Origin of the sequence: Streptomyces sp. CWNU-52B, assembly GCF_047444975.1 — a bacterium.
GTDB lineage: Bacteria > Actinomycetota > Actinomycetes > Streptomycetales > Streptomycetaceae > Streptomyces.
In genome coordinates, this window is sequence record NZ_JBLFJV010000030.1 from 174,777 (window position 1) to 195,849 (window position 21,073).

Here is a 21,073-nt window from a genome sequence, read left to right on the forward strand (position 1 = left end):
GAGTGGTGGCCGCTGGGCCGCGCCCGAGCCTGTACTACGAGTCCGGTCCGTTGAACCGGCGTTTACGCGGCGGATAGGACTTCCTGCGAAGGGACTCGTTTTCCGCCGACTGCCGTGTGTCTTCTCCGCGCACGGTACCCACGGGCACTCCCGCCGGCCGTCGTCGGGACGAACGCCGTCGAAACGGCGAAGAACTGCCGCGCTCAGGCCGGTCCGGCCGGGCCGAGGCCGTTGAATGGCTCCCAGGCCGAGCAATATCACACAACGTCACTGATCATTGCCGGTTATGACTCACAGAAAGCTTGAGAGGCGGAATGGCGATGTCTGTTGATTCGGGGCAATTGCATGAGGACAGGTCGTTCGATCCGTACGGCGCGCATCGTGACGACCCGTATTCCTTTCTGGCCGGCATCGGAGAGAAGGAACCGGTCTTCTACGCCCCTTTGCTCGACGCGTGGTGCGTCACCCGGCGCGAGGACATGGTCGCCGTGCTGCGGGACGACCGGAACTTCTCGGCGCGCGACCACAATCCCCGTCCCGCGGTCGCCCTGCCGGAGGACGTGAGCCGGATGCTGCGCACCTGGCGCGGCGCCGACGCGCTGGCCGTCGGCTCGCTCGACCCTCCCGAGCACACCAGGATCAGGGAAGTGCTCAATATCGGATTCACACCGGCCAGGGTCAGGGCGTTCGAACCCACGATGCGCACGATCGCCACCGGTCTCGTCGAGCGGATCGCGGCCAAGGAGGAGTTCGACTTCATCACGGAGTTCGCCGTTCCGTACTCCCTGGAGGTGATCGGCCGGCGCCTCGGGATACCGGACGAGTACCTCGACCGCTGCCGCACGTGGTCCGAGCAGCGCATCGAACTCATGATGGCGCGGGGCAACACCGATCTCGACGGGCTGCGCGAATTCGCCCACGGGCTGATGGAGTTCGGCGCGTTCACCCGGGCACTCGTACAGGAGCGGCTCGCCGCGCCGCAGGACGACCTGATCAGTGAACTGCTCCACGAGGGCAAGGCCGGCCGTACGCTCACCGCCGACGAGGCCTCCGTCATGATCCCCACGCTGATCTTCGCGGGCCACATGACCTGCGCCGAGGCGCTGGGCACCATCCTCTTCCAGCAGTTCCAGACACCCGGCGGCTGGACCGAGGTGGTCGACGGGACGATCACCACGCGGGACCTCGTCGAGGAGGGGCTGCGGTTCGACAGCCCGCTGGCGGGCATGTACCGGACCGCGCTCGATGACGTCGTGGTCGGCGACGTCCCCCTGGCCGCGGGGAGCCGACTCCTTCTGCTGTACGGAGCGGCCGGCCGGGTCGGCGAGGCCTCCGGGTGCCCGGTCTCGTTCAGTCCGGGCAGTGGGTCCGCCTCGCATCTCGCGTTCGGGCACGGCATCCATTTCTGCCTCGGAGCCGGATTCGCCCGCTCGGAACTGGAGATCGCGATACAGGCCCTCGCCACCAGGATGCCCGGTCTGACCCTGGCACCGGGGCCGCTGCCGCGTCACCGGCCGGTGTTTCCGCTGCGGGCGTTGACCGAGTTGCGGGTGCGGCAGCGGTGACATGGGCATCCGGTTGGTCGGCGGCGTGACAAGCCCGTACTGACGGGTGACGACGAGCACGGTGGCCTGCTCCACGCCCGGACGGGGCAGGCCGCGTGCGGCAGGACGGGAAAGCGACAGGGCCGCCCGCCGACGAGGCCCCCGAGCTGTTGATCGAGATGTCTGACATCTCCATCACGCTGCTCGGGGGCCTCGTCGGCGGGGAGTCCTGCTTCGGCTTCGGCCGTACGCCCTATCCGGCTTCGGCCGTATGCCTTATCCGGCTTCGGCCTTACGCCTTACGCGCCACGGGGACGCCCGGGGACGACCGGGGACGCCGCTCGCGGTCAGGCGCGGACCGCGGTCAGGAAGAGGTAGCCGCTCTCCGGGATGGACCCGAGCTTGCGCATGAAGTGGAGGAGCGAGGAGGCCTGTTCCTCGCCGACCAGTTCGGCCAGCTTGTCGCGGACGGTCTCCACGGCGTCGGCCATGAGTCCCAGGGTGCGGATGACGTTGTCGGTGATGTCGGTGATCTCCACGTCGACGAAACCGTGGTCGGCCAGCGCCGTCCGATACTCCTCGATCGTGCCCAGGGAGCGCACCCCGTAGTGCTCGACGACGTGGTCCAGGACCTCGCGTCCCTCAGGGGTGATCGGGTCGCGCTGGATGACGTCGGCGACGACGAAGCGGCCGCCGGGGCGCAGCACACGGGCGGCCTCGGAGATCACCTGGCCGCGGTCGGGCATGTGCCACATCGACTCGAACGCCCAGGCCGCGTCGAACGAGCCGTCGGGGAAGGGCATGTCCATCGCGTCGCCGAACTGGAACGACGCCCGGTCGGCGAGCCCGGCCTCGGCCGCGAGTTTCGTGGCGTCCGACACCTGGATGTGGCTGACGGTGATGCCCACCACGTCCACGTCGGAGGTGCGGATGAGCCGCTGTGCGGGATAGCCGATGCCGCAGCCGATGTCCAGGACCCGCTGGCCGGGCTGCGCGGCGAGGCCTGAGATCATCAGGTCGGTCAGGCGGTCCGTGGCTACCTCGACGGAGCTGTCGTCGGCGTCGTTCTCCCAGTAGCCGTAGTGGATATTGGGGCCCCACGCCGAACCGTAGATCTTGCCGAACCCGTCGTACACGTTCAGGACATCGCTGTGAGCGGGAGACTGTTCGAGCGTCATGTAGAACTCCGTATCTTGGTGAAAGCGGCGGAAGCCGATGGTGGTTCGGCGCTACCGGCGGCGAGCCCGCGAATGATCCGCCGGTACGCCGCCGCAGGTCCCGCCCGTTGTCCCCAGGGCTCTCGTGGTGCGGTGCGTGCAGTGCAGTGCGGTGCGACCCGCGGCCCGGCCGGCGGCTCATCACGAACTGGTCCACGCCGGCCGGTGCCTGAGCCTCCCGCGCCGAGGATCCCGGTCGACCGCCCTGGAATTCGGCGGCCACATCGAAAGGCGGGCGAAAACCCGCTGCGCCGGGGCTGGGTCTACTTCAGTTCGAAGCGCAGGAAACCCAGCCGCACGCCCCCGGCCCGCCATTCGGTGCCGAGCGCCTGGTTCGCCAGCAGGGATATCCTCAGCTGCCTGCGGTCGACCGAGGAGAGGGTGCTGTCATTGTCGAGTATCGCCTTCGTCCAGGCGGCACTCTCCTCCCAGAACGGCGCGGTTTCCGCCGTGGCGTCGACGTCGTCGACCAATTCAAAACCCGCGGCCTCTGCGGCCTTGACGTAGTCGAGCACCGAAGCCGGTTTCGTGTAGAAGTACTCGGCCCACACATCGGCCCCGTGCGGGCGGGTGATGAACACTTCCTCGATGCAGACGCTCGCGCCCGGACGGAGCACGCGCGCCATACGCTCGAACCACCGGGGGCGGTCGAAATAGCCGCTGCTCTCGATCGCCACCGCAGCGTCGTAGGGGCCGCCGTCCAGGGGCAGCTTCTTCGCATCGCTGACCAGCGTGCGGACCCTGTCGCCCACACCGCATTCCCGTGCGAACCCTTCGACCACCGGCGCGTGTTCCGGCGCGTTGGTGACCGCCGTGACGTCGGCCCCGTACTCCTGCGCCCAGAAGAGCGAGCCGCCGCCGAGACCGCAGCCGACGTCCAGGATCCTGCCCGACAGCCGCTGTTCGGCGTCCCAGATCTTGGCCGCGTACCGCAGCAGACCCTCCTGGTGGAGCCGAATGCTGGCGCGAATGGCGTCCGGCGTCACATCGTCGGCACGCAGCGGCGATTCGAGGGAAGGGTAGTGACCCACGTGATAGTGAATTCGGGGCCCAGGTCCGTATTTGCGAACAAGCCTGGCTGTTTTGTCGTCGTAGTATTGGCCAACTATTTTCACCTCATCCTGAGGGTCCAGGGCTGTTTGAGGTGAACTTGTAAGCTCATCCAGATTCGACACGGGTCACTCCTCCAGAGCTCGGATGCCGACGACGTTGGCGAATGGCCTGCTGAACGTCATGCAGCGCTCGCCACGATTTCCGCGGGGATACCTGGTTCGGTAAGGATCGCCGGACCGGATTCCATAGTGGTGCCGAATCGAGTGGCAGCCATTGGTTTCCATCGTGGAGGGCGGCCCTGGGTGTGTCAACGATGCGGCGGGCGCATCTTCGGGTTTGGGAAAAACCCCAAAGAACGCGGCACGCAACCGGATTTGGACTATTCTGTGGATTGGTAGCCGCTGGGCGGCGCCGCAAGGCCGCACTTCGAGTCCGGCTGTTAAGCCGGCAGCCAACGGCCGATTAAGACTTCCTGAGCGGGACTCGGTTTCCACCGACTGGCGTGGATGCCCTGTTCGGCGACGCGAGCCAGGCGTTCCGACGCGGACGTCGTGGCGCGGAACGGAGCGGAGCGGGATGAGTGACGGTAAACGGGTCTTGCTGGCCGAGCCGCGGAGTTTCTGCGCCGGAGTGCGGCGGGCGATAGCCATCATCGACCTCGCGTTGGAACAGCACGGCGCGCCGGTCTACGTCCGCAAGGAGATCGTGCACAACCACCACGTGGTGCGCGGGTTCGAGCGCCGGGGCGTCCGGTTCGTCGACTCCGAGGAGGAGGTGCCGGAAGGCGCGGTGTGTGTCTTCTCCGCGCACGGTGTCTCGCCGCAGGTGCGTCGGAACGCGGACGCACGCGGGCTGGACGTGCTCGACGCGACCTGCCCCCTGGTGGCCAAGGTGCATCAGGAGGCCCGCCGGTTCGCGCGCGACGGGCGGACGTTGCTGCTGATCGGCCACGCGGACCACGAGGAGGTCGAGGGCACCTACGGGCACGCTCCCGACCAGACGGTCATCGTCGAGACGGTCGACGAGGCGGAAGCACTGGACCTCCCCCTCGACACTCCGGTCGCCTACCTCACCCAGACCACGCTCTCGGTGGACGAGACCAAGGACATCATCGCCGTGCTCCGGCGCAGGTTCACCGATCTGCGCGGGCCCGGCAGCGACGACATCTGTTACGCCAGCCAGAACCGCCAGGACGGCATCAGGGCCATCGTGGACCGGTGCGACCTGGTGCTGGTGGTCGGTTCGACCAACTCCAGCAACTCGATCCGGATGGTCGAGGTGGCGCGCAGGCTCGGCGGCAGGGCCGAACTGGTGCCGGACGTGACCCACTTCGACGCCACGTGGCTGGCCGGCGTGAGCACGGTCGGAGTGAGCGCGGGGGCGAGCGCGCCGGAGATCCTCGTCGACCAGCTGCTCGACCGGCTCGCCGAACTGGGCTACGCGGACACGTCCGTGGAACGGGTAGCGACCGAGGACATCGTGTTCTCCCCGCCCGCCCGGCTGACCGGAGTGGCGGACGTGCCGTGACCGACCGGTCCGGTCCAGGCGGGGCGATTCGAAGCCGGCTGACTACCCAGAATCAATCCAGGGTTTCCCAGGAGATACGCGGAGGCCATTCATCTGTTCGCAGAATCTGGAGGACGAACGCCCTCGAAACCAGCGCCACACGATTCTGCGCCTGAAGTTTGTCGGACATGACGCGGATGTGATAGTCGATGGTCTTCGAACTGAGGTACAACTCCCGCGAAAGTCGCCCGCTGGTGAAGCCGGCCGCGACACCTTCCAGGATCCTGACCTGGATCGTGCTGGGAACCCAGTCCCCGACCGGCTGGGACACTTCGCAGCCATTTTGATCGATATCCATGGAACCCGTCCATTCGGTACAGCCCGGCAGGGCCATGTCCTTCGGATGATCTGGTCGTTGGTTCATGTGCGTTGTCGCGTGCTGTCCGGTGGGCGAAGTCCGGTGTGCGATCGGCGCGATCGTGTTCAGGCGCCGGGCGGAGACTCCATGGAGGGGCCTGCCCGAGCGTTCCGAGCGGTGGAGATGCCGACGGCGGCCCACCGCCGTCCGCTCGCGCCGGCGCTCGTCGGCACGCATGGCCGACGCCGTGGCGTACCCGCACCCCCGCGAGGTCGTGGTCCCGGCCGATCGGTCGGCCCAGGGCACACCGGGCATGGGCCTCGGCGACAGGGCGTACTCGTCCCAGGTGATCCGCGATCGTCTGGGGCGGCGCGGGTGTCCGGGCGGGGTCTCGCAGCCGGTTCGGCCGAGCGGCCCACCGCAGACGTCTCGCAAGCGTCTCGCAGGCATTTGGCAGGCATCTGGCGGCCGTGGCGACGGACTGCCGGACTTCGACCGCGACGCCCTCGGGCGTACGAGCAGCGGCCCACCGCCGAGAGAGCCGCATCGACGAGCTCAAGCGGTGGCACGGCCTGGTCAGCCCGGTCCACCCGCTACGACAGGACCTCCACCGGCTGCCTCGCCGCCGGGCCTCAGCCGGTCCGTGCGGCGCAGGAGAGCGGGGCGAGTCCGCGGGTGACCGGCTCGACCCGCTCGTTCTCGGAACGGCCCGTCCGGGAGAGGGCAGTCATCTCCCGCTCGGCCGCCGGGACTTCGCGCGCGGATGTGCGGATGCGGATGACAGAGCGGCCGGCGGAGCGAATGACAGGGGGAGCGGAGGTGTCGTGAGGAGAGAGCATGGTGGGGGGCTACTCCTATCGAGATGTCGCGCCTGGGGACGGCGCGGTCATGCCGTGCGATGGACGATGCGATCGAACGGGACGGTCGGTTCGGCGGTGGCGACGGCCGAGGTCTCCCCGGACGGGCGATGCCCAGGTGCCCAGCCGAGCCGGGCCGCGTCGCGCAGGGTGGTCCGGCGGGCTCTCGGGTGCCTTCGTCCCGCTGGTGCTCCCAGCGCGAACCGCGGCGATGCCGACGCCCTTGTCCCTCACCACCTGGTCGTACGCCGCCAGTCCGGCGTCCGGGCCGGCAGGAGAGTGGGTGCGTGGGCCTGGCCGATGTCCACCAGGGCGAAAGCCTCGGTGAACGACTGGGCGATTTCTCTCTTTCCGGTTCTCTGTTGCCGAGTGCGGAACCGTCCACGACCAGTTCGAGTGCGACCTCCTGGTCGGAGTCGTTTCCGGTGTGAATCGCCAGGCTCAGGCCGAATGCCTTCCACGCGTCCGGCTCGGCCGCGGACCGTCGGAGTGCGCGATGCCGTCGTGGAGCGGCGCGTTGCGCGGCGCTGTGGTAGCCGCCCGGATCCGTACGTCGTCCGGACCGCAGATACGGGTCAGGGCCGGCTCCTTCGCGGAATCGTTCTTCTCGAGGAAAGGCGCCACCGCGGTGCGTGCCGTATCGGGCGATACCAGGGCACGTGATCCGGTGGGCGAGGCGTTCTCCGTGCTCATCGCTTTTCCTCCCCAGCCGCGTGGGTGGACCGACCACATGGAATTCGCCGACGGAAACATCAGGCGATCGTCAATGTGGTGAACATTTTGTAAGCGTGTCATGACACCTCTTCACCTCCTGTTGTTTCGTCGTGCAGTGTGATTCCGATACAGAGGTGCGGGCGGTTTTCCGTGCCTCCGGCATCGTCGCAGGTCGTCCGGCTTCCTTTCCGAAATTGGGCCGGCTGCCGGAATCAGCCTTACCGGATGTGAGTCTCTGCGACCTCTCCCGGTCATGTCAACGACGTGCGGTCAGCCTGGCGGGAATCATGCTCAGCAATCGGGCGTGTGGACGCGGGAGTGAATGACACCGAATTCCTGCCCGATGATCATTGTTTGGCCCGCGGTGGGTGTTTTAGGGCTCATGTAATTTTCCATCCAGGATTCGCCGGTATGCCTCGGCGGCGCGGTGCGGACGGAGGGCCTGCGCGATGCCGGATTGGCCGATGTTACCGGTCCCTTTCCCGTGGCATGGCGTGTGCGTGTGGAGAGTGCGGGACATTCAGGCGGGAAACAGGCCGATAAGAGGCGCGTTCGGGCAACTTTCATGCCCGAACGGCAGGTCGCTTCTCCCGGGGTGGCTGAAATTGAATGTCCGCTCTCACTTCCGCTCGACAGCGACTTCGCGGGTGTGTCTTTCACCGGGGTGAACTTGCGCTACGCCGCGATGAACTGCGCGAATGCGGGCCGGTTGTGTTCGCGACTCCGATCGCGGGTCGGCATTTCGGTCAACGTGAAGTGCGCGGCCATTTCGATGTTTACGGAGAGCGGGGCCTGAGCTGTGGTTTGCGGCAGAGGACGGTCGCTCGCGCTTTCCATCGCGCGGAGGGTCGAGCGGACGAACCGCTGGGGGAGACAGCTGACCTGCGACGTCACCGTGCCCACCGGCCCACTCTGCCCACCGGGCTCCCTCGCGCTCCCCCGGGCTCCCTCGCGCTCCCCCGGGCTCCCTCGGACTCCTCGGGCGAGACGTCTGCGTCCGCGCCCCTTCGGGACTCTCCGGCGCCGCGCCGCTCAGCGGTGGCCGGAAACCCCCACGTCCGGGAGGGGAGTCGGCGGATCACGGAACCCCGTTTCACCGTTTGCCCGTGCGCTCCGGAGGCCGGCCCCGGCCCTGGTCCCGGCCGCCCCTACCGCCGGCCGCCCCGGCCGGAAACGCGCCGGTCCGGAACCGCCCCGGAACCGGCTCGTCGCAGCCGGAGGGCGATCAGGGCGGTGAGTACGAAGACCGCGGCCTCGTAGGCCATGGCATGCGTGAACGCCGCGTTCGCACCGTCGGCCGGCGCGAAATAGGCCAGCCCGGCCACCGTCACCCCGATCGAGCCGCCGAGTTGCTGGGCCGTGGGCAGCAGCCCGGACACCGAACGCGCGGCGTCGCCCCGCACACCCGCCAGCACCAGCGTGAACACCGAGGCGGTGAACAGGCCGAACGCCGCGCCTCCGGCCGCCAGTACCGGCAGTGCCGCACGACGCCCGGACCCGGTCGCGACGAGCGGCGCGAGCGCCACGGCCATGCCCGCCAGCACGAGCGCGGCGACCGTCAGCGCGGTCGTGCCCAGCAGGCGGGAGAGGGCCGGGGCGGCACGGCTGCCCACAACGGCCGCGGCGGCGAACGGCGCCGACACCAGCGCGGCGGACAGCGCCGTGTACCCGAGAGCGGACTGCAGATGCAGGAACAGCAGGTACGTGAACGACGGGACTCCGGCGTTGAAGACGAACACCAGCAGCACACCCCGCCGCGCGGTCCCGTCCCGCAGGACCGACGGGTGGATCAAGGGGTCCGGCCGGTGCCGGAGCGTGCGGACGAAGCAGGTGAGGGACACCGCGGCCACGGCGAAGGAGGCCCAGGTCCACCAGGGCCAGCCGGCCTCCCGGCCCAGCGCGCAGGGCAGGACCAGCGTGGCGAAGCCGGTGGTGGTCAGCGCCGCTCCCAGCCGGTCCACGCGCTGTCCGTCCGTACCGCGCGCAGGAGGCAGCAGGGCGGCCCCGGCCAGCGAGAGGAGGGCCGGCGGGACGGTGACCAGAAAGACCGCGCGCCAGCCCAGGCCGAAGAGGTCGGCGCCGACGAGCAGCCCGCCGATGAGCGGTCCGGCCAGCGAGGCCACGCCCATCGTGGCGCCGTACAGGGCGAGGGCTCGTGGGCGGCGGTCCGGCGTGACGCCGGTGCGGATGAGCGAGAGCACCTGCGGGGCGACCAGGCCGCTGCCCGCGCCCTGCACCAGCCGGGCCGCGATGAGCCATCCGGCGCCGGGCGCGGCGGCGCACGCCACCGAGCCGGCCGTGAACACCGTGGTGCCCAGCACGAACAGCCGCCGGTAGCCGTAGCGGTCGCCCAGCCGTGCGGCGGTGATCAGCAGACACGCGTACGACAGGGTGTATCCGGCCAGTACGAGCTGTACCGCGCCGGGGCCCGCGCCCAGGTCCGACTGGAGGGCGGGAGCGGCGATCTGCGCGATCGTGACATTGAGCAGCTGTACGAAGGTCGCGCTCAGCACCACCGGCAGCAGGAGGCCCCGGCCGTTCACCGGACCAGGGCCTCGGCGAGTTCCTGCGGGCGGGCGGCGAACGGGCTGTGGCTGCCCGGCAGGGTGCGGACGGTGAACGGCTGCCCCGGCAGGGCCCGGTCGGCCTCCGCGATCATCAGGTCCTGCGCGGCGGTCGGCAGCGCCCGGTCGTCCGCGCAGCGCAGGAAGGTACGCGGGATACGGCCCCACCGTGCCGCGGTCAGGGTGATGGGGGTCGCCGGGACGGCCAGCGGCAGATCGGGGCTGAGCGCGGAGCGCCAACGGTCGAAGCGGTCGGCGGGCGTGTCGTGGTAGTGGGTCTGCCGCAGCTCCTCGACGTAGGCGGGGTCCGGTGAGAGCGGGTCGATCCGTACGGCTCCCAACGCCTCCGGATCACCGAGGTTGAGGCCCTGCCCCCGTGCGGTGGCGTTCTCGGGTGCGCTCAGGTAGTCGAAGAACCGGGGACGGCCGGCGGGGACGAACGCGGAGAGGTAGACGACGTGGTCGACCAGCTCGGGCGCGCGCTCCGCGGCCAGCGACGCGGGACCGCCGCCCGCGCTGTGCGCGACGAGCACGACACGGCCGTGGCGGCGGACGCGGCGCAGCGTGTCCAGGACGGCGTCGGCGCAGTCGTCCATCGTCACGTCGGCGAGCTGCGACCGCTCGGTCAGCAGACCGGGCCGGCCGGGCCGCAGGTACCCGCTGGGCAGCGGGGCGCCGAAGCCGTGTCCTGGCAGATCGGCGGCGAGGCTCGCGGCACCGAGGCCGGCGAGTGCCCGCTGTGTCGCCGCCCACTGCCACGAGCCGTGCCAGGCACCGTGGACCAGGACGAAGACGGTGTCGTTCGGGGAGGGAGTCATGGCTCCCATCCCAAGTGACCACGGCGGGTCGATCCAGCGAAAGATATGGCACGCTGGGTGGCGATACTTCAGATGTATGGACGGAGCGGGTCAGGGTCATGGAAGCGCGGCATCTGCGGTACGCCCTCGCCCTCGCCGAGCACGGACACTTCGGACGGGCCGCCCGCGCGCTGGGTATCGCGCAGCCGCCGCTGTCCAAGCAGATCGCCGACCTGGAGCGGGAGACCGGGGCCCGGCTGTTCGACCGTACGCGCCAGGGGGTGCTCCCGACCGCCGCGGGCGAGGCGTTCCTCGCGCGGGCGCGGCGGGCACTGGAGGAGATGGCGGCGGCCAGGACCGACGCCGAGCGGGCGGCGCGCGGTGAGACGGGCCGACTGCGGCTGGGATTCATCGCCTCCGCGCTGCTCGACCCGCTCCCGGACGTCCTGGGCCGGTTCGGCCGCGAACGGCCCGACGTGCGGCTGGAGTTGCACGAGATGGCGTCCGGCCGCAGCTCCGCCGCCCTCGTCGCCGGAGAGCTGGACGTGGCCGTCACCCTCGGACCGCCCCGGGGAGCGGGCGCCGAGCATCTGGTGTCCGTGCCGGTCGGCCACGACCATCTGATCGCCGTGGTCGGCAGTGCGCACCCCTATGCGGGGCAGGCCTCGGTCAGCGTGGACCAGCTGCGGCAACAGCCGCTGATCGTGGCCGCCGGGGAGGACGAGCCGGCCGTCGCCACCGGGCTGCGCGTCCTGCTGGGCGAGGACGCCGCCGCGCTGGAAGGCGCCACCATGGCCAGGGACGTGCACACGATCATGGGCCTGGCCGCCTGCGGGGTCGGCGTGGGCCTCGGGCCCTCCCGCATGAGGGAGGCCCCGAGACCGGGGATCCGGTTCTGCGAGGTGACCCCGAGGACGGCGCTGCCCGACCTGGTCCTGTCCTTCGCCGACCGGGACCGCTCCCCGGCGCTGGGCGCCTTCCTCGACACCGTCCGCAGGAACTGCCCCGATGTGGGGGCGGCACTCGATCTGCGGTTGGGCCGGGCGTGAGTGCCGTGGCGTCCGGTGTGCTCGGGCGTGGCGGCGCGGCCCGGTCCTTCGCCGGGTACCTCAGGCGTGGTGGTGGGCCTGGGGTACGGTGCCGACCTTCTCGCCCTTGCCCAGGACCACGAACTGGCCCATCATTCCGTCGTCCTCGTGCTGCAGCAGGTGGCAGTGGTACATGTACGGCGTGTTCGGGTCGGTGTGGCCGTGGAAGCGCATCGCCAGCCGGTAGTGCTTCCCCTGGGCCAGCAGGACGGTGTCCTTCCAGCCGCGCAGGTGGGGTTCCGGCTTGTCGTCGTCGACCGTCAGTACCTGGAACTGCACGTCGTGGACGTGGAAGTTGTGCAGGAACCCGTTGTCGTTGACCACGTCCCACACCTCGACGGTGCCCTCCAGGACGCCGAAGTCGATGCGGTCCATCTCCATCGACCGGCTGTTGATCTGGTCCGACGCGAGCACGAAGGAGCGTTCCATCGTGACGTGCTCGGCGGCGAGGTCCGGCGCGGTGCCGAGCGAGGTGGGGAGCTCGGCGCCGTCGGACAGGGTGGCCGCGGCCCGGAACTGGCAGATGTCGAGGCGGTCGTCGAAGCCGTCCACCCGGCCCAGGAAGCCGCCGTACTCGGACGCGTAGGAGCGCAGTTCGACCCGCTCTCCCGGCTTGAAGGCGACCACGATCTCGGCGCGTTCCCCCGGCGAGAGGTACAGGCGCTCGGTGTTCCACGGCCGGGCGAGCAGGCCGCCGTCGGTGGCGACGAGGGCGAACGTCCGGTCGTCGGAGAACCCGAAGTTGTACAGGCGGGCATTGGAACCGTTGAGCAGCCTCAGCCGTACGAGTTCGGTCGTGACGTCGACGTACGGGCCGATCGTGCCGTTGACCAGCACCTCGTCGCCTATCACGCCCAGCGAACCGCCCAGCGGCACCCGCTTCTCGAACTGGTTGTCCCCGTCGAACGCGCGGTCCTGAACGATCATCGGGATGTCGTCGACGCCGTACTCGGACGGCAGCTTCGACGCCTTGCCTTCCTTGCCGTTCTTGCCTTCCTTGTCGTCGTCTTCCAGTTCCTTGTCGTCGACGATGAACAGCCCGCCCAGGCCGCGGTACATGTGGTCCGCGGTCGAGCCGTGCATGTGCGGGTGGTACCAGAGCGTCGCGGGCAACTGGTCGATCGTCCACCGCGGCCGCCAGGTCCCGCCGGCCGGGACGACCTGGTGCGGTCCGCCGTCCATGGCCGCGGGCAGGTGCATTCCGTGCCAGTGGAGCGAGGTGTCCTCGTCCAGGCCGTTGCTCACGTCGAACCCGACCCGCTCGCCGCGCCGCGCGCGGATCGTCGGACCGAGGTACGTGCCGTTCACGCCCCAGGTACGAGTGGCCGAGCCGGACTTGAACCGGGTCTCGCCCGACTGGATGCCGAGCGTGAAGACCCGGACACCTGACGCGTCGACCTTCGACTCCGCCAGCGGCGGGATCGTCAGGGCCTTGTCGAAGTCGACATCGCCGACCGTGTCCTGCTTCGCGGCGGTGTAGTAGATGCCGTAACCGCCGCCGGTGAGGACGACCGAACCCCCGATGCCGTATCCGAGGGCCTTGAGCACTGTGCGTCGTTTCATGGGGACACCGTTCCGCGCCGGAGGTTCCCGTCGCGTCGGCGCAAATTACGTAGATCCGGTGACCCGCCGACGGCTCAGCCCGCGGATGCGGCGCCCCCGGTCCGACCTCGGCGTACGTAGACGTTCCGTTCGTTGACGTACGTAGTTCTCACCGACGCGAAGGACTCCTCGTCGCGAAAGGGTTCTCCCAGGCTTTGCCGGGACCGCGGTGCCGTCGCCGCACCGCCACGGGACGCGGAACACCTCCCGGCTCCCGCCGCCCGCAGCCCGTGTTCATCCCGTAGAGCGAAATGGAACCGATGTCCTCTCACCCGGTGCTCCCCGTCCTGGACCACCTGGCACGCGTGATCGGCACGACGACCCCCGAGCAGGACACGGCGCCGACGCCGTGCGCCGGTCTCGACGTGGTCTCGCTGCGCCGGCACCTGCTCGGCGGAATCGGGTACTTCACCGTCGTCCTGGCCGACCCCGAAGGCGACCGGCGGCCGGATCCGCGGGCCTACGCCGGTCCCGACGGGACCGAGGTCCTGGTCGCGGCGATCGGCGAGCTGTCGGCGGCCGTGCGCGCGGCCCTGGCCTGCGGCGTCGAGACGGTCCCCGTGCGGGTGCCCGCGCTGGGCGGCACGTTCCCCGGCGACTACGTGCTGAGCATGCTGGTGGCCGAGGCCGTGGTGCACGGCTGGGACGTCGCCCGCGCCACCGGCCAGGCCTGGCAGCCCGGTCCCGCGGCGGTGGAGCAGGCGTACGCGCTGCTCGCCGACCAGATCGGACCGGAGTACCGGGGCGCGGGCATGCCGTTCGCCCCCGAGGTGCCGGTGAGCCCGGACGCCCCGGCGCTGGACCGGCTGCTGGGCTTCGCGGGCCGGTCACCGGACTGGACGCCCACGCCCGTCACCGAGGGCGGCTGACCGAAAGCGGCTGACCTAGGCCGGGTCCACCGGGTCCACCGGGTTCACCGGATCCGTACGGGCCCTTCCACTCCCTTGCTTGCACTCCTCATCGTCTCTCCACCCGTCTCCTGGAGCCCTGTTGTCCCCCATACCCACCAGCGATGTCGATCTCTACACCGAATCGGCCCGCATCGACCCGTACGACATCTATGCCGAACTCCGGGATCTCGGGCCCGTGGTGTACCTGTCCCGCTACGACCTCTACGCGCTGCCCCGCTACGACGAGGTGCGCGCCGCGCTGATGGACTGGCAGACGTTCTCGTCGGCGCGGGGGGTGTTCGTGGACCCGGCAGTGAACGCCCAGCTGGAAGGGATCACGCTGTGCAGTGATCCGCCCGAGCACACGGCGATGCGCTCGGTGCTGGGGCGGCCGCTGCGGCCGGACCGGATGCGTGAGGTGACTCCGCGGATCGAGGCCGAGGCCGACCAGGTCGTCGAACGGCTCGTCGGCCGGGGCCGGTTCGAGGTCGTCACCGAGCTGGCGGAGTACCTGCCCATGACCGTGGTGTCGGACCTGGTCGGGCTCCCCGACCACGGCCGGGAGAAGATGCTGGAGTGGGCCGCGGCCATCTGGAACACCCAGGGGCCCGCCGACGAGCGGGCCGCCGCGGCGGGGCCGGCCGTCGAGGAGTTCATGGCCTTCGCCATGAACGACGCCGTGCCGGGGAAGATCGACCCCGACGGCTGGGCGGCACACCTGTACGAGGCCGCCGACCGCGGCGAGATACCGCGCGACAAGTGCCCGGTGATGATGCTCGACTACGTCACCCCCAGCCTGGACACGACCATCCTCGCGATCACCAACGCGGTCGCGCTGTTCGCCCGCAACCCCGACCAGTGGGATCTGCTGCGCGCGGACCGCTCGTTGATCCCGCACGCGATCAACGAGTCGCTGCGGCTGGAGACCCCGGCGCCGCAGTTCAGCCGCGTACTCACCGAGGACCACGAGATCGGCGGATCTGCGCTGGCCGCCGGCTCCCGGGTCGCGCTGCTCTACGCCTCCGCCAACCGCGACGAGCGGCACTACCCGGACCCGGCGCGCTTCGACATCACCCGCCGCCCCTCGGACCACCTCGCCTTCGGCCGGGGAGAGCACGTGTGTGTCGGGATGCACCTCGCCAGGCTGGAGATGAGCGCGCTGCTGGAACGGCTCGCCGACCGGGTCGCCGGCTTCGAGATACTCGGACACCGGCCGATGATCAACAACGGGCTGCGCGGTCTCGACCAGCTGGAGGTGGCGATCGAACTCGCGGGCTGAGGCGCGGAACCGCGGCAGCCCGGGGAACTCCCGCAGGGCTGCCGCGGCTTCGGGAAGGCTCGGTCAGTTCGGGTCCTGTACGGGTTCCGTCGTCAGGGACACCGCCGTCGTGCCGAGCCGCGGCACCGGGACCGGCAGGGCGCCGTCCGGGTCGGCTCGCAGCGGCGTGCCCGGGGTGCCCAGGTAGTCGGCGGACGCGGCCCCGGCGGTGGGGAAGCCCGGCGTGAGCCGGCAGGTGACGGGTTCCTCGGCGAAGGACTGCAGCCGTACGAGCAGCCGTCCCGGTTCCGGCACGGTCAGCCCGACCACCCGCACCCGCGGGTCGTCGAGGGTCAGCAGCGCGTAGGAGGTGACCGGGTCGGGTTCGGCCGCCCGGCCGGCCCGGACCGCCGTCAGGGGCCGGCTGCCGACGGCGGCCGTGCGCAGGCCCAGCACCGCGCCGCCGAGAGCCGGTGCGTCCTGCCAGCCCACGCTGTAGCGGAAGACGTGGTCGAACGCCTGCTCCGAGGGGAAGTTGGTGTCCCAGATGTTGTTGTGGACCCACGAGAACACCGTCCCGGGCTCCTCCTGCGCCAGGGACTGCGGATACGGCACGTAGGGGACGGCGATCCCGCCGACCTGGATCAGCGGGGCGTCCTGGGTGGCCAGCGCCGCGCTCAGGGAGCCCTCCTGGAGGCTGACCCAGCGGCGTACCGCCCGCATGTGCCGGGCCGAACCGGGCACCGTGGGCAGCCCCGTACCGGTGACTCCGCCGGTCGCCTCCATCCGCACGACCGGCGAGCGCATCGCGAAGGGGAAGGCGAAGAACGCGCTCTCCTTCGTCAGGGTCGCGGCCTTGTCGATCCGGTTCTCCAGGTCGATCCGGGCACTCCCGCGCGGCAGATGGACCCTGACCCGCAGCCGTCGGGCGCCGGCCGGGGCACATTCGTAGACCAGTGACTCGCCGGTCGCGTCCGAGGTCCGTTCCACCAGGGCCGCCGGGGGAGCGGTCCGCCGGGTCGCCAGCAGGTGCATCGAGTCGTCGGCCGTGGTCTTGCTCGACTGGTGGTTGAACCCGCCGGCCGTGGCGTACTCGTCGTACAGGTAGCCGTTGAAGCCGACGGTGGCGTCCTGGCGGACCAGCTCACCGCCGGTGCGCCGGTCCACGATCGAGTCGATGCACGCGGACGCCAGGTCGACGTGGACGCGCAGGAACTCGTTCTCCAGGACCGTGGAGGCGCCGGCCGACGTGGCGGCGTCGGCCTGGGCGGAGGTGTCGGCCTGGGCGGAGGCGCCGGCCGGCGTGGCGGGGGCCGGCTCGACGTCCACGCGTACCGCTCCGTGGGCCGGCACACCGGCCAGCCGGAACAGCAGGAAGCGGCCGGCCGCCCGGTGGAGTTCGTTGCTCTGCGCCTCCTCCGTCACCTCCAACGGGGTGCCGTCGCGGGAGTCGACGACCCGCACCGCGTCGGCGAGGGGCACCGTGCTCTCGGGGAGGAAGAGCCTGACCGCCTCGGACCGCTCCCAGCTGCACGTGTTGACAACGTAGTAGCCGGCGAGCGTCCCCTCGCGCGGGGCCAGCCGCTCTCCCAGCGCCGCACCCGCGGCGTCCAGCAGGGTGTGCGCGCCGTCGTGGGCGCCCAGGGCCTGGGCGTACTTCCAGTGCCACTGCCGCTCGCCCGACGCGTGCCCGTGGTCGCCGTGCGTCCAGGGGTCGCCGGCGCCCCAGGTGTGCTCGTTGAACAGGGAGGCGGCGCGGTACACCTCGGGGGCCGCCCCGGTGATCCCGGCCCCGCCCGGTGCCCCCAGGATCTCCGCGTGGCCCGCGACGGTCTGGGCGTCGGCCAGCGCGGCCTGCCCGTCGCGGGTGGCGGCCAGTGGCACGGCTCCCGCGCCGACACCGTCGACCCACCAGTCCGTCCAGTCGCCCTCGAACGTCTCGATCCGGTCGCCGAGCCGTTCCTCGGCGTCGGCGAAGAAGTCCTCGTTGCGCGAGGTGCGCAGGACGGGGAAGGCCCACTCCTCGTTCCAGCGGCGCACGGTGTCCGCGATGACGCGGCGCGGTGGTCCGTTGTCCGCGAACTTGCCCAGGACCCTGAGGTGCAGGACGTCCCACGGGTACGGGGCGCCGTCGAACTCCTCGTCCAGGACGGGGAATCCGGGGATGCCGCGGCCCTCGTGCGGGTACTGGTGGTTCGTCATCGCCGAGAGGTAGTCCGGCAGCAGGTCGTCGACGCGGTCGTAGGACTCGTCGAAGCCGATGATCGAGCCCTCCATGTAGGCGAGGCCGTGCGGGGTGTCGGTACGCCACACCAGCACCTCGCGCCCGCTCGGCGCCCGCCAGCGGAACAGGCGCGGCAGGTCCTGGCCGCCGGTGTGGTGCGGCACCGCGCGCCCCGCCCAGTTGTGCGCGACCGACAGATAGCGGATCCCGCTCTCCGCGAGGACGTCGGGCAGTCCGACGACCTGGCCGGGCACGTCCGTCTGCATGGCCGTGGTGATGTCGATGCCGTCCCGCTCCCGCAACTCCCTGATCGGGCGGAGCAGTTCGTGCAGTTCGTCGGTGGAGCAGGTCTCGGTGTGCAGGTTGAAGGGCATCGCGGTCAGCTCGATGCGCCCTTCGCGCACCCGGTCCAGGAACTCCGCGACCTGCCGCGGCGGCCGGTTCCGCGACCAGTTCTCGTAGCTGAAGAAGCCCTCGACCGCCCACCGGAACTTCGACTCGTCGGGCCAGTCGTCGGTGGTGCGGCACAGTTCGAGCAGGGAGTCGAGGTACTTGCGGCCCTCGGCGAGCACCGTGCTCTGCGGGTCGGTGTAGCCGATGTCCAGGTGGGCGTGCTGGACGAGGTGCAGCGTCCAGTGGCGCTGCGGGGTCAGCAGGACCTCGACGCTCTCCGCGTCGGCGAGTTCCGGCAGCTCGACCCGGACCGTGGTGGGTGTGTCCACCTCCGGGACCAGCAGCCGGGTGCTCGTGCCCGACCTCGCCCCCGGCCCCGGCCCCGAACCCGAACCCGAACCCGACCCCGGCACCGGTGCCGGTGCCGGAAGGACGTCGCAGCGCACGGCGCCGCCGTCGACGGTGGTGACGCGGGCGCGGGTGAGCGGCCGGTCCGCCGTGACGCGGACGGACTGGAGCAGCCCGCCCGCGCCGTCGTGGCGCAGCAGCGGTTCGCAGGAGAGCCTGACCCGGTGTCCGCCGAGGTACCCCTCGGCCGACACCGCGCGCTCGCGCAGGATGTCTCGGGCCATGTTCGAGTCCCACCAGGAGGGACGGGCAAGTGCGGGGCGGGGCATGGGAGAGATCTCCACTCGTGGGTGTCACCAGGACGTGCTGTCAGAGCGTGCTGTCAGGACGTGCTGCCAGGACGTGCTGCTCGGGGCCGGGGCGTCGAGGCCCCTTTTTCGGAGGGGGCAGGCTCAGGAACGGTCGGTGGCCAGACCGGCGAAGATCTGCACCATCGCGGACTGTTCGAGCGTCTCGGCCTGTGCGGCGGGGGCGTGGTCGCCGCCCCCGGAGGGCTGGAAGCGGAACAGCCCGTCGGACGGCGTCCGGTTCTCCCGCCAGGTCCGCTCGGCGTAGGCGGCGGCGGTCGTACGGTAGGCGCGGTCGGGCCGCACCTCGTTCAGGACGCGGAGGTTGTCGAAGTAGAAGGCGTTGAAGATCGCCGGCTGGTCGTGCAGCCGGTCGCCCTGCTTCCAGTACGCGAGTGAGCCGTCCGCGTCCTGGACGGCACGGTCGAGGTAGCTCCGGTCACCGGTCGCGCGGTAGAGCGTCGCCGCGGTGCCGATCATCGCGCCGGAGTTGTACGACCACAGGGTCGTGTTCACGGTGCCGTCGTCGTCGCGGCTGTTGTCGTAGAGGCCGGGGGACCGGCGCAGGCACGACCAGTTCCACTCGTACCACTTCTTCGCACTGGCGAGGAACCGGTCGTCGTGGTCGACGGCGTAGAGCTCCGCGGCCAGTTGGGCGGACAGCCCCGTGACGTTGGCGGCGCGCATCGTGTTGTTCGGCGAGTCGACCCAGCGCATGCCTCCGGGGCACGGCTTGGCGGGGTCCTCGTCCCAGCCCCTGCCGACGACCTCGTAGGTCTCCCGCGCCCGGTCGAGGTAGAGCTTCTTGCCGGTCGCCCGGTACTGGTCCAGGAAGGAGAGCCCGACCACGGCGTTGTCGTCGTAGAAGACGTCGCCGCCCTGGCCGAGGGGAGCGGGCAGGTAGGAGTCGTATCCGGGCCTGCCGTCGCGCGGGTCGAAGTACAGCCGCAGGGTGGTGAAGCGCTCGGCTGCGTCGCGCTCGTAGCGGGCACCGACGCGCGGCAGTTCGGCCATGTCGACGGTGGCGGCGGCCGCCTCGCGCAGCGGCCAGAGGTAGGAGTGGGGGTTCTCCCCCTCGGCGCGCGGTGTCTTCTCCAGGTACAGGCCGTTGTCCTGCGGGCCCTGGTAGAGGTGCCGCTGCAACGCGTCGTAGGTGACTTCGGCGCGGTGGGTCCAGGCGGCGGGCGCCGTCTCCCGGTCGCTGCCGGCCGCGGCGGCGGGGCTCGCCCACAGTGCTCCGGAGAGGACGGCGAGCGCCAGCGCGGCGCGTACGGGTGTCTTCACCTTGGTCTGCCTTTCGGGAAGGTCGATCGGGTCGAGGAGGCTGGAGGTCCGAGCAAGCTGGAAGTCCGAGGAAGCCGGGAAGGCCCGGGAAAGCGCGGAACGCCGGGAAGGCGGCCGGGAGGGGCTCAGCCGTGCAGCTTGAGGCTGCTGACGAAGAAGCGCTGGGCGGAGAAGAACAGGACGACCGTCGGCAGGGAGACCAGCAGCGCGCCGCCGAGGACCACCGGCGGCCCCACATTGGAGTAGTTGCCCTGGAGTTCGGCGAGCGCGGCCATCACCGGGCGGATGTTCTTGCTGGTGGAGAGCGTGATGCCGAACAGCAGGTCGTTCCAGACGGCGACGAACTGGAAGACGAAGGCGGCCACCATGGCGGACCGGGAGAGCGGCACATGGATCTGCCAGAAGATCCGCCACCAGGACGCGCCGTCCATCCGGGCGGCCTCGATGATCTCCGGCGCCAGCGTCAGCGCGAAGTTGCGCATGATGAAGTACGCGAACGGGACGGCGATCGCCACGTACACCAGGAACAGCCCGAACTGGGCGTCGTAGAGGCCGGTGTCGGCGTAGGCGAGGAACAGCGGGCGCAGGAAGACCTGGAGCGGCAGCAGGGTCCCCGAGTAGATCAGCCAGAACCACAGCGCCTTGTGCCTGACCGGCATGACGACGGTCGCGAACGCCGCGGTGGTGGCCACCAGGATGGCGGCGGCGGCGCTGCTGACGGCGTAGAGCAGGCTGTTGCCCATGGACGGGCCGAGGTCCGCCTTCGTCCAGGCCTGCGACATGTTGTCGAAGAGGCCGAAGCCCTGCGGCCACCAGTGGGGCGTACCGCCGTAGTCGGCGGCCGGCACCAGGGCGTTGACCAGCAGCAGCCAGGTGGGCACCGCCCAGGCCACGGAGATGACGACCAGGGTCGCGTTGCGCAGGATCCGGCCGGGCGTGGTCCGCGTGCGCGGGGTGCGCCCGGTCGTGCTGCGGCCGGTGTCGGCGCCATTGTCGGTGTCGGTGCCGGGGACGGGGGTGGTGGGCATG

15 protein-coding genes are annotated in these 21,073 nt (G+C 70.5%); 5 read left to right on the forward strand and 10 right to left on the reverse strand.

Going from position 1 to position 21,073, the window contains the following annotated elements:
* Positions 1-320: 320 nt before the first annotated feature.
* Positions 321-1,565 carry a cytochrome P450 gene (locus ACLVWQ_RS27570; protein ID WP_414111885.1) on the forward strand — a complete coding sequence of 415 codons (1,245 nt, stop codon included), beginning with the start codon at positions 321-323 and terminating at the stop codon, positions 1,563-1,565.
* A 326-nt stretch (positions 1,566-1,891) separates the two neighbouring features.
* Here the strand turns inward: ACLVWQ_RS27570 and ACLVWQ_RS27575 are convergent, their stop codons facing one another.
* Together ACLVWQ_RS27575 and ACLVWQ_RS27580 are read right to left on the reverse strand one after the other, a co-directional pair.
* Positions 1,892-2,722, reverse strand: coding sequence for a methyltransferase domain-containing protein (locus tag ACLVWQ_RS27575; RefSeq protein WP_414111886.1), 831 nt, complete (start codon positions 2,720-2,722; stop codon positions 1,892-1,894).
* Positions 2,723-3,024: 302 nt separating this feature from the next.
* A complete protein-coding gene (locus tag ACLVWQ_RS27580) occupies positions 3,025-3,936 on the reverse strand; it encodes a methyltransferase domain-containing protein (RefSeq protein WP_414111887.1) in 912 nt (303 codons plus the stop codon).
* Between the two features lie 454 nt (positions 3,937-4,390).
* Between ACLVWQ_RS27580 and ispH the strand changes: the two genes are divergently transcribed.
* On the forward strand, positions 4,391-5,341 hold the full coding sequence (ispH, locus tag ACLVWQ_RS27585; protein WP_414111888.1) for a 4-hydroxy-3-methylbut-2-enyl diphosphate reductase: 951 nt from the start codon (positions 4,391-4,393) through the stop codon (positions 5,339-5,341).
* 52 nt (positions 5,342-5,393) lie between these two features.
* Here ispH and ACLVWQ_RS27590 read toward each other — a convergent pair whose 3' ends face one another.
* The 4 genes from ACLVWQ_RS27590 to ACLVWQ_RS27605 form a co-directional block, all read right to left on the reverse strand.
* Complete coding sequence (locus tag ACLVWQ_RS27590; protein WP_414111889.1) at positions 5,394-5,915, reverse strand: LuxR C-terminal-related transcriptional regulator; 522 nt, start codon at positions 5,913-5,915, stop codon at positions 5,394-5,396.
* Positions 5,916-7,924: 2,009 nt separating this feature from the next.
* Entirely contained in the window at positions 7,925-8,152 is a 228-nt protein-coding gene (locus ACLVWQ_RS27595; protein WP_414111890.1) for a hypothetical protein, read from the reverse strand.
* A gap of 245 nt (positions 8,153-8,397) precedes the next feature.
* Positions 8,398-9,792, reverse strand: a complete 1,395-nt coding sequence (locus ACLVWQ_RS27600; protein WP_414111891.1) for an MFS transporter — start codon at positions 9,790-9,792, stop codon at positions 8,398-8,400.
* Positions 9,789-10,631 (reverse strand): alpha/beta fold hydrolase, encoded by an 843-nt coding sequence (locus ACLVWQ_RS27605; RefSeq protein ID WP_414111892.1) that lies wholly within the window; start codon positions 10,629-10,631, stop codon positions 9,789-9,791. Before ACLVWQ_RS27605 ends, ACLVWQ_RS27600 begins: the two co-directional genes overlap by 4 nt.
* Before the next feature lie 98 nt (positions 10,632-10,729).
* Here ACLVWQ_RS27605 and ACLVWQ_RS27610 point away from each other — a divergent pair, with 98 nt between their 5' ends.
* A complete protein-coding gene (locus tag ACLVWQ_RS27610) occupies positions 10,730-11,659 on the forward strand; it encodes a LysR family transcriptional regulator (RefSeq protein ID WP_414111893.1) in 930 nt (309 codons plus the stop codon).
* Positions 11,660-11,719: 60 nt separating this feature from the next.
* On the opposite strand, the gene ACLVWQ_RS27615 is transcribed toward ACLVWQ_RS27610, so the two are convergent.
* Positions 11,720-13,261 (reverse strand): multicopper oxidase family protein, encoded by a 1,542-nt coding sequence (locus ACLVWQ_RS27615; RefSeq protein WP_414111894.1) that lies wholly within the window; start codon positions 13,259-13,261, stop codon positions 11,720-11,722.
* A 299-nt stretch (positions 13,262-13,560) separates the two neighbouring features.
* Here ACLVWQ_RS27615 and ACLVWQ_RS27620 point away from each other — a divergent pair, with 299 nt between their 5' ends.
* Entirely contained in the window at positions 13,561-14,169 is a 609-nt protein-coding gene (locus ACLVWQ_RS27620; RefSeq protein WP_414111895.1) for a TIGR03086 family metal-binding protein, read from the forward strand.
* A 121-nt stretch (positions 14,170-14,290) separates the two neighbouring features.
* Positions 14,291-15,469, forward strand: a complete 1,179-nt coding sequence (locus ACLVWQ_RS27625; protein WP_414111896.1) for a cytochrome P450 — start codon at positions 14,291-14,293, stop codon at positions 15,467-15,469.
* Positions 15,470-15,532: 63 nt separating this feature from the next.
* Here the strand turns inward: ACLVWQ_RS27625 and ACLVWQ_RS27630 are convergent, their stop codons facing one another.
* The 3 genes from ACLVWQ_RS27630 to ACLVWQ_RS27640 all read right to left on the reverse strand — a co-directional run bounded on the left by ACLVWQ_RS27630 (position 15,533) and on the right by ACLVWQ_RS27640 (position 21,072).
* Positions 15,533-18,742, reverse strand: a complete 3,210-nt coding sequence (locus tag ACLVWQ_RS27630) for an alpha-mannosidase (protein ID WP_414111897.1) — start codon at positions 18,740-18,742, stop codon at positions 15,533-15,535.
* A 123-nt stretch (positions 18,743-18,865) separates the two neighbouring features.
* The gene (locus tag ACLVWQ_RS27635; RefSeq protein WP_414111898.1) at positions 18,866-20,044 is read right to left on the reverse strand and encodes a glycoside hydrolase family 76 protein; all 1,179 of its coding nucleotides are present in this window, start codon (positions 20,042-20,044) and stop codon (positions 18,866-18,868) included.
* A gap of 125 nt (positions 20,045-20,169) precedes the next feature.
* The gene (locus ACLVWQ_RS27640; RefSeq protein WP_414111899.1) at positions 20,170-21,072 is read right to left on the reverse strand and encodes a carbohydrate ABC transporter permease; all 903 of its coding nucleotides are present in this window, start codon (positions 21,070-21,072) and stop codon (positions 20,170-20,172) included.
* Between the last annotated feature and the right edge of the window lies 1 nt (position 21,073).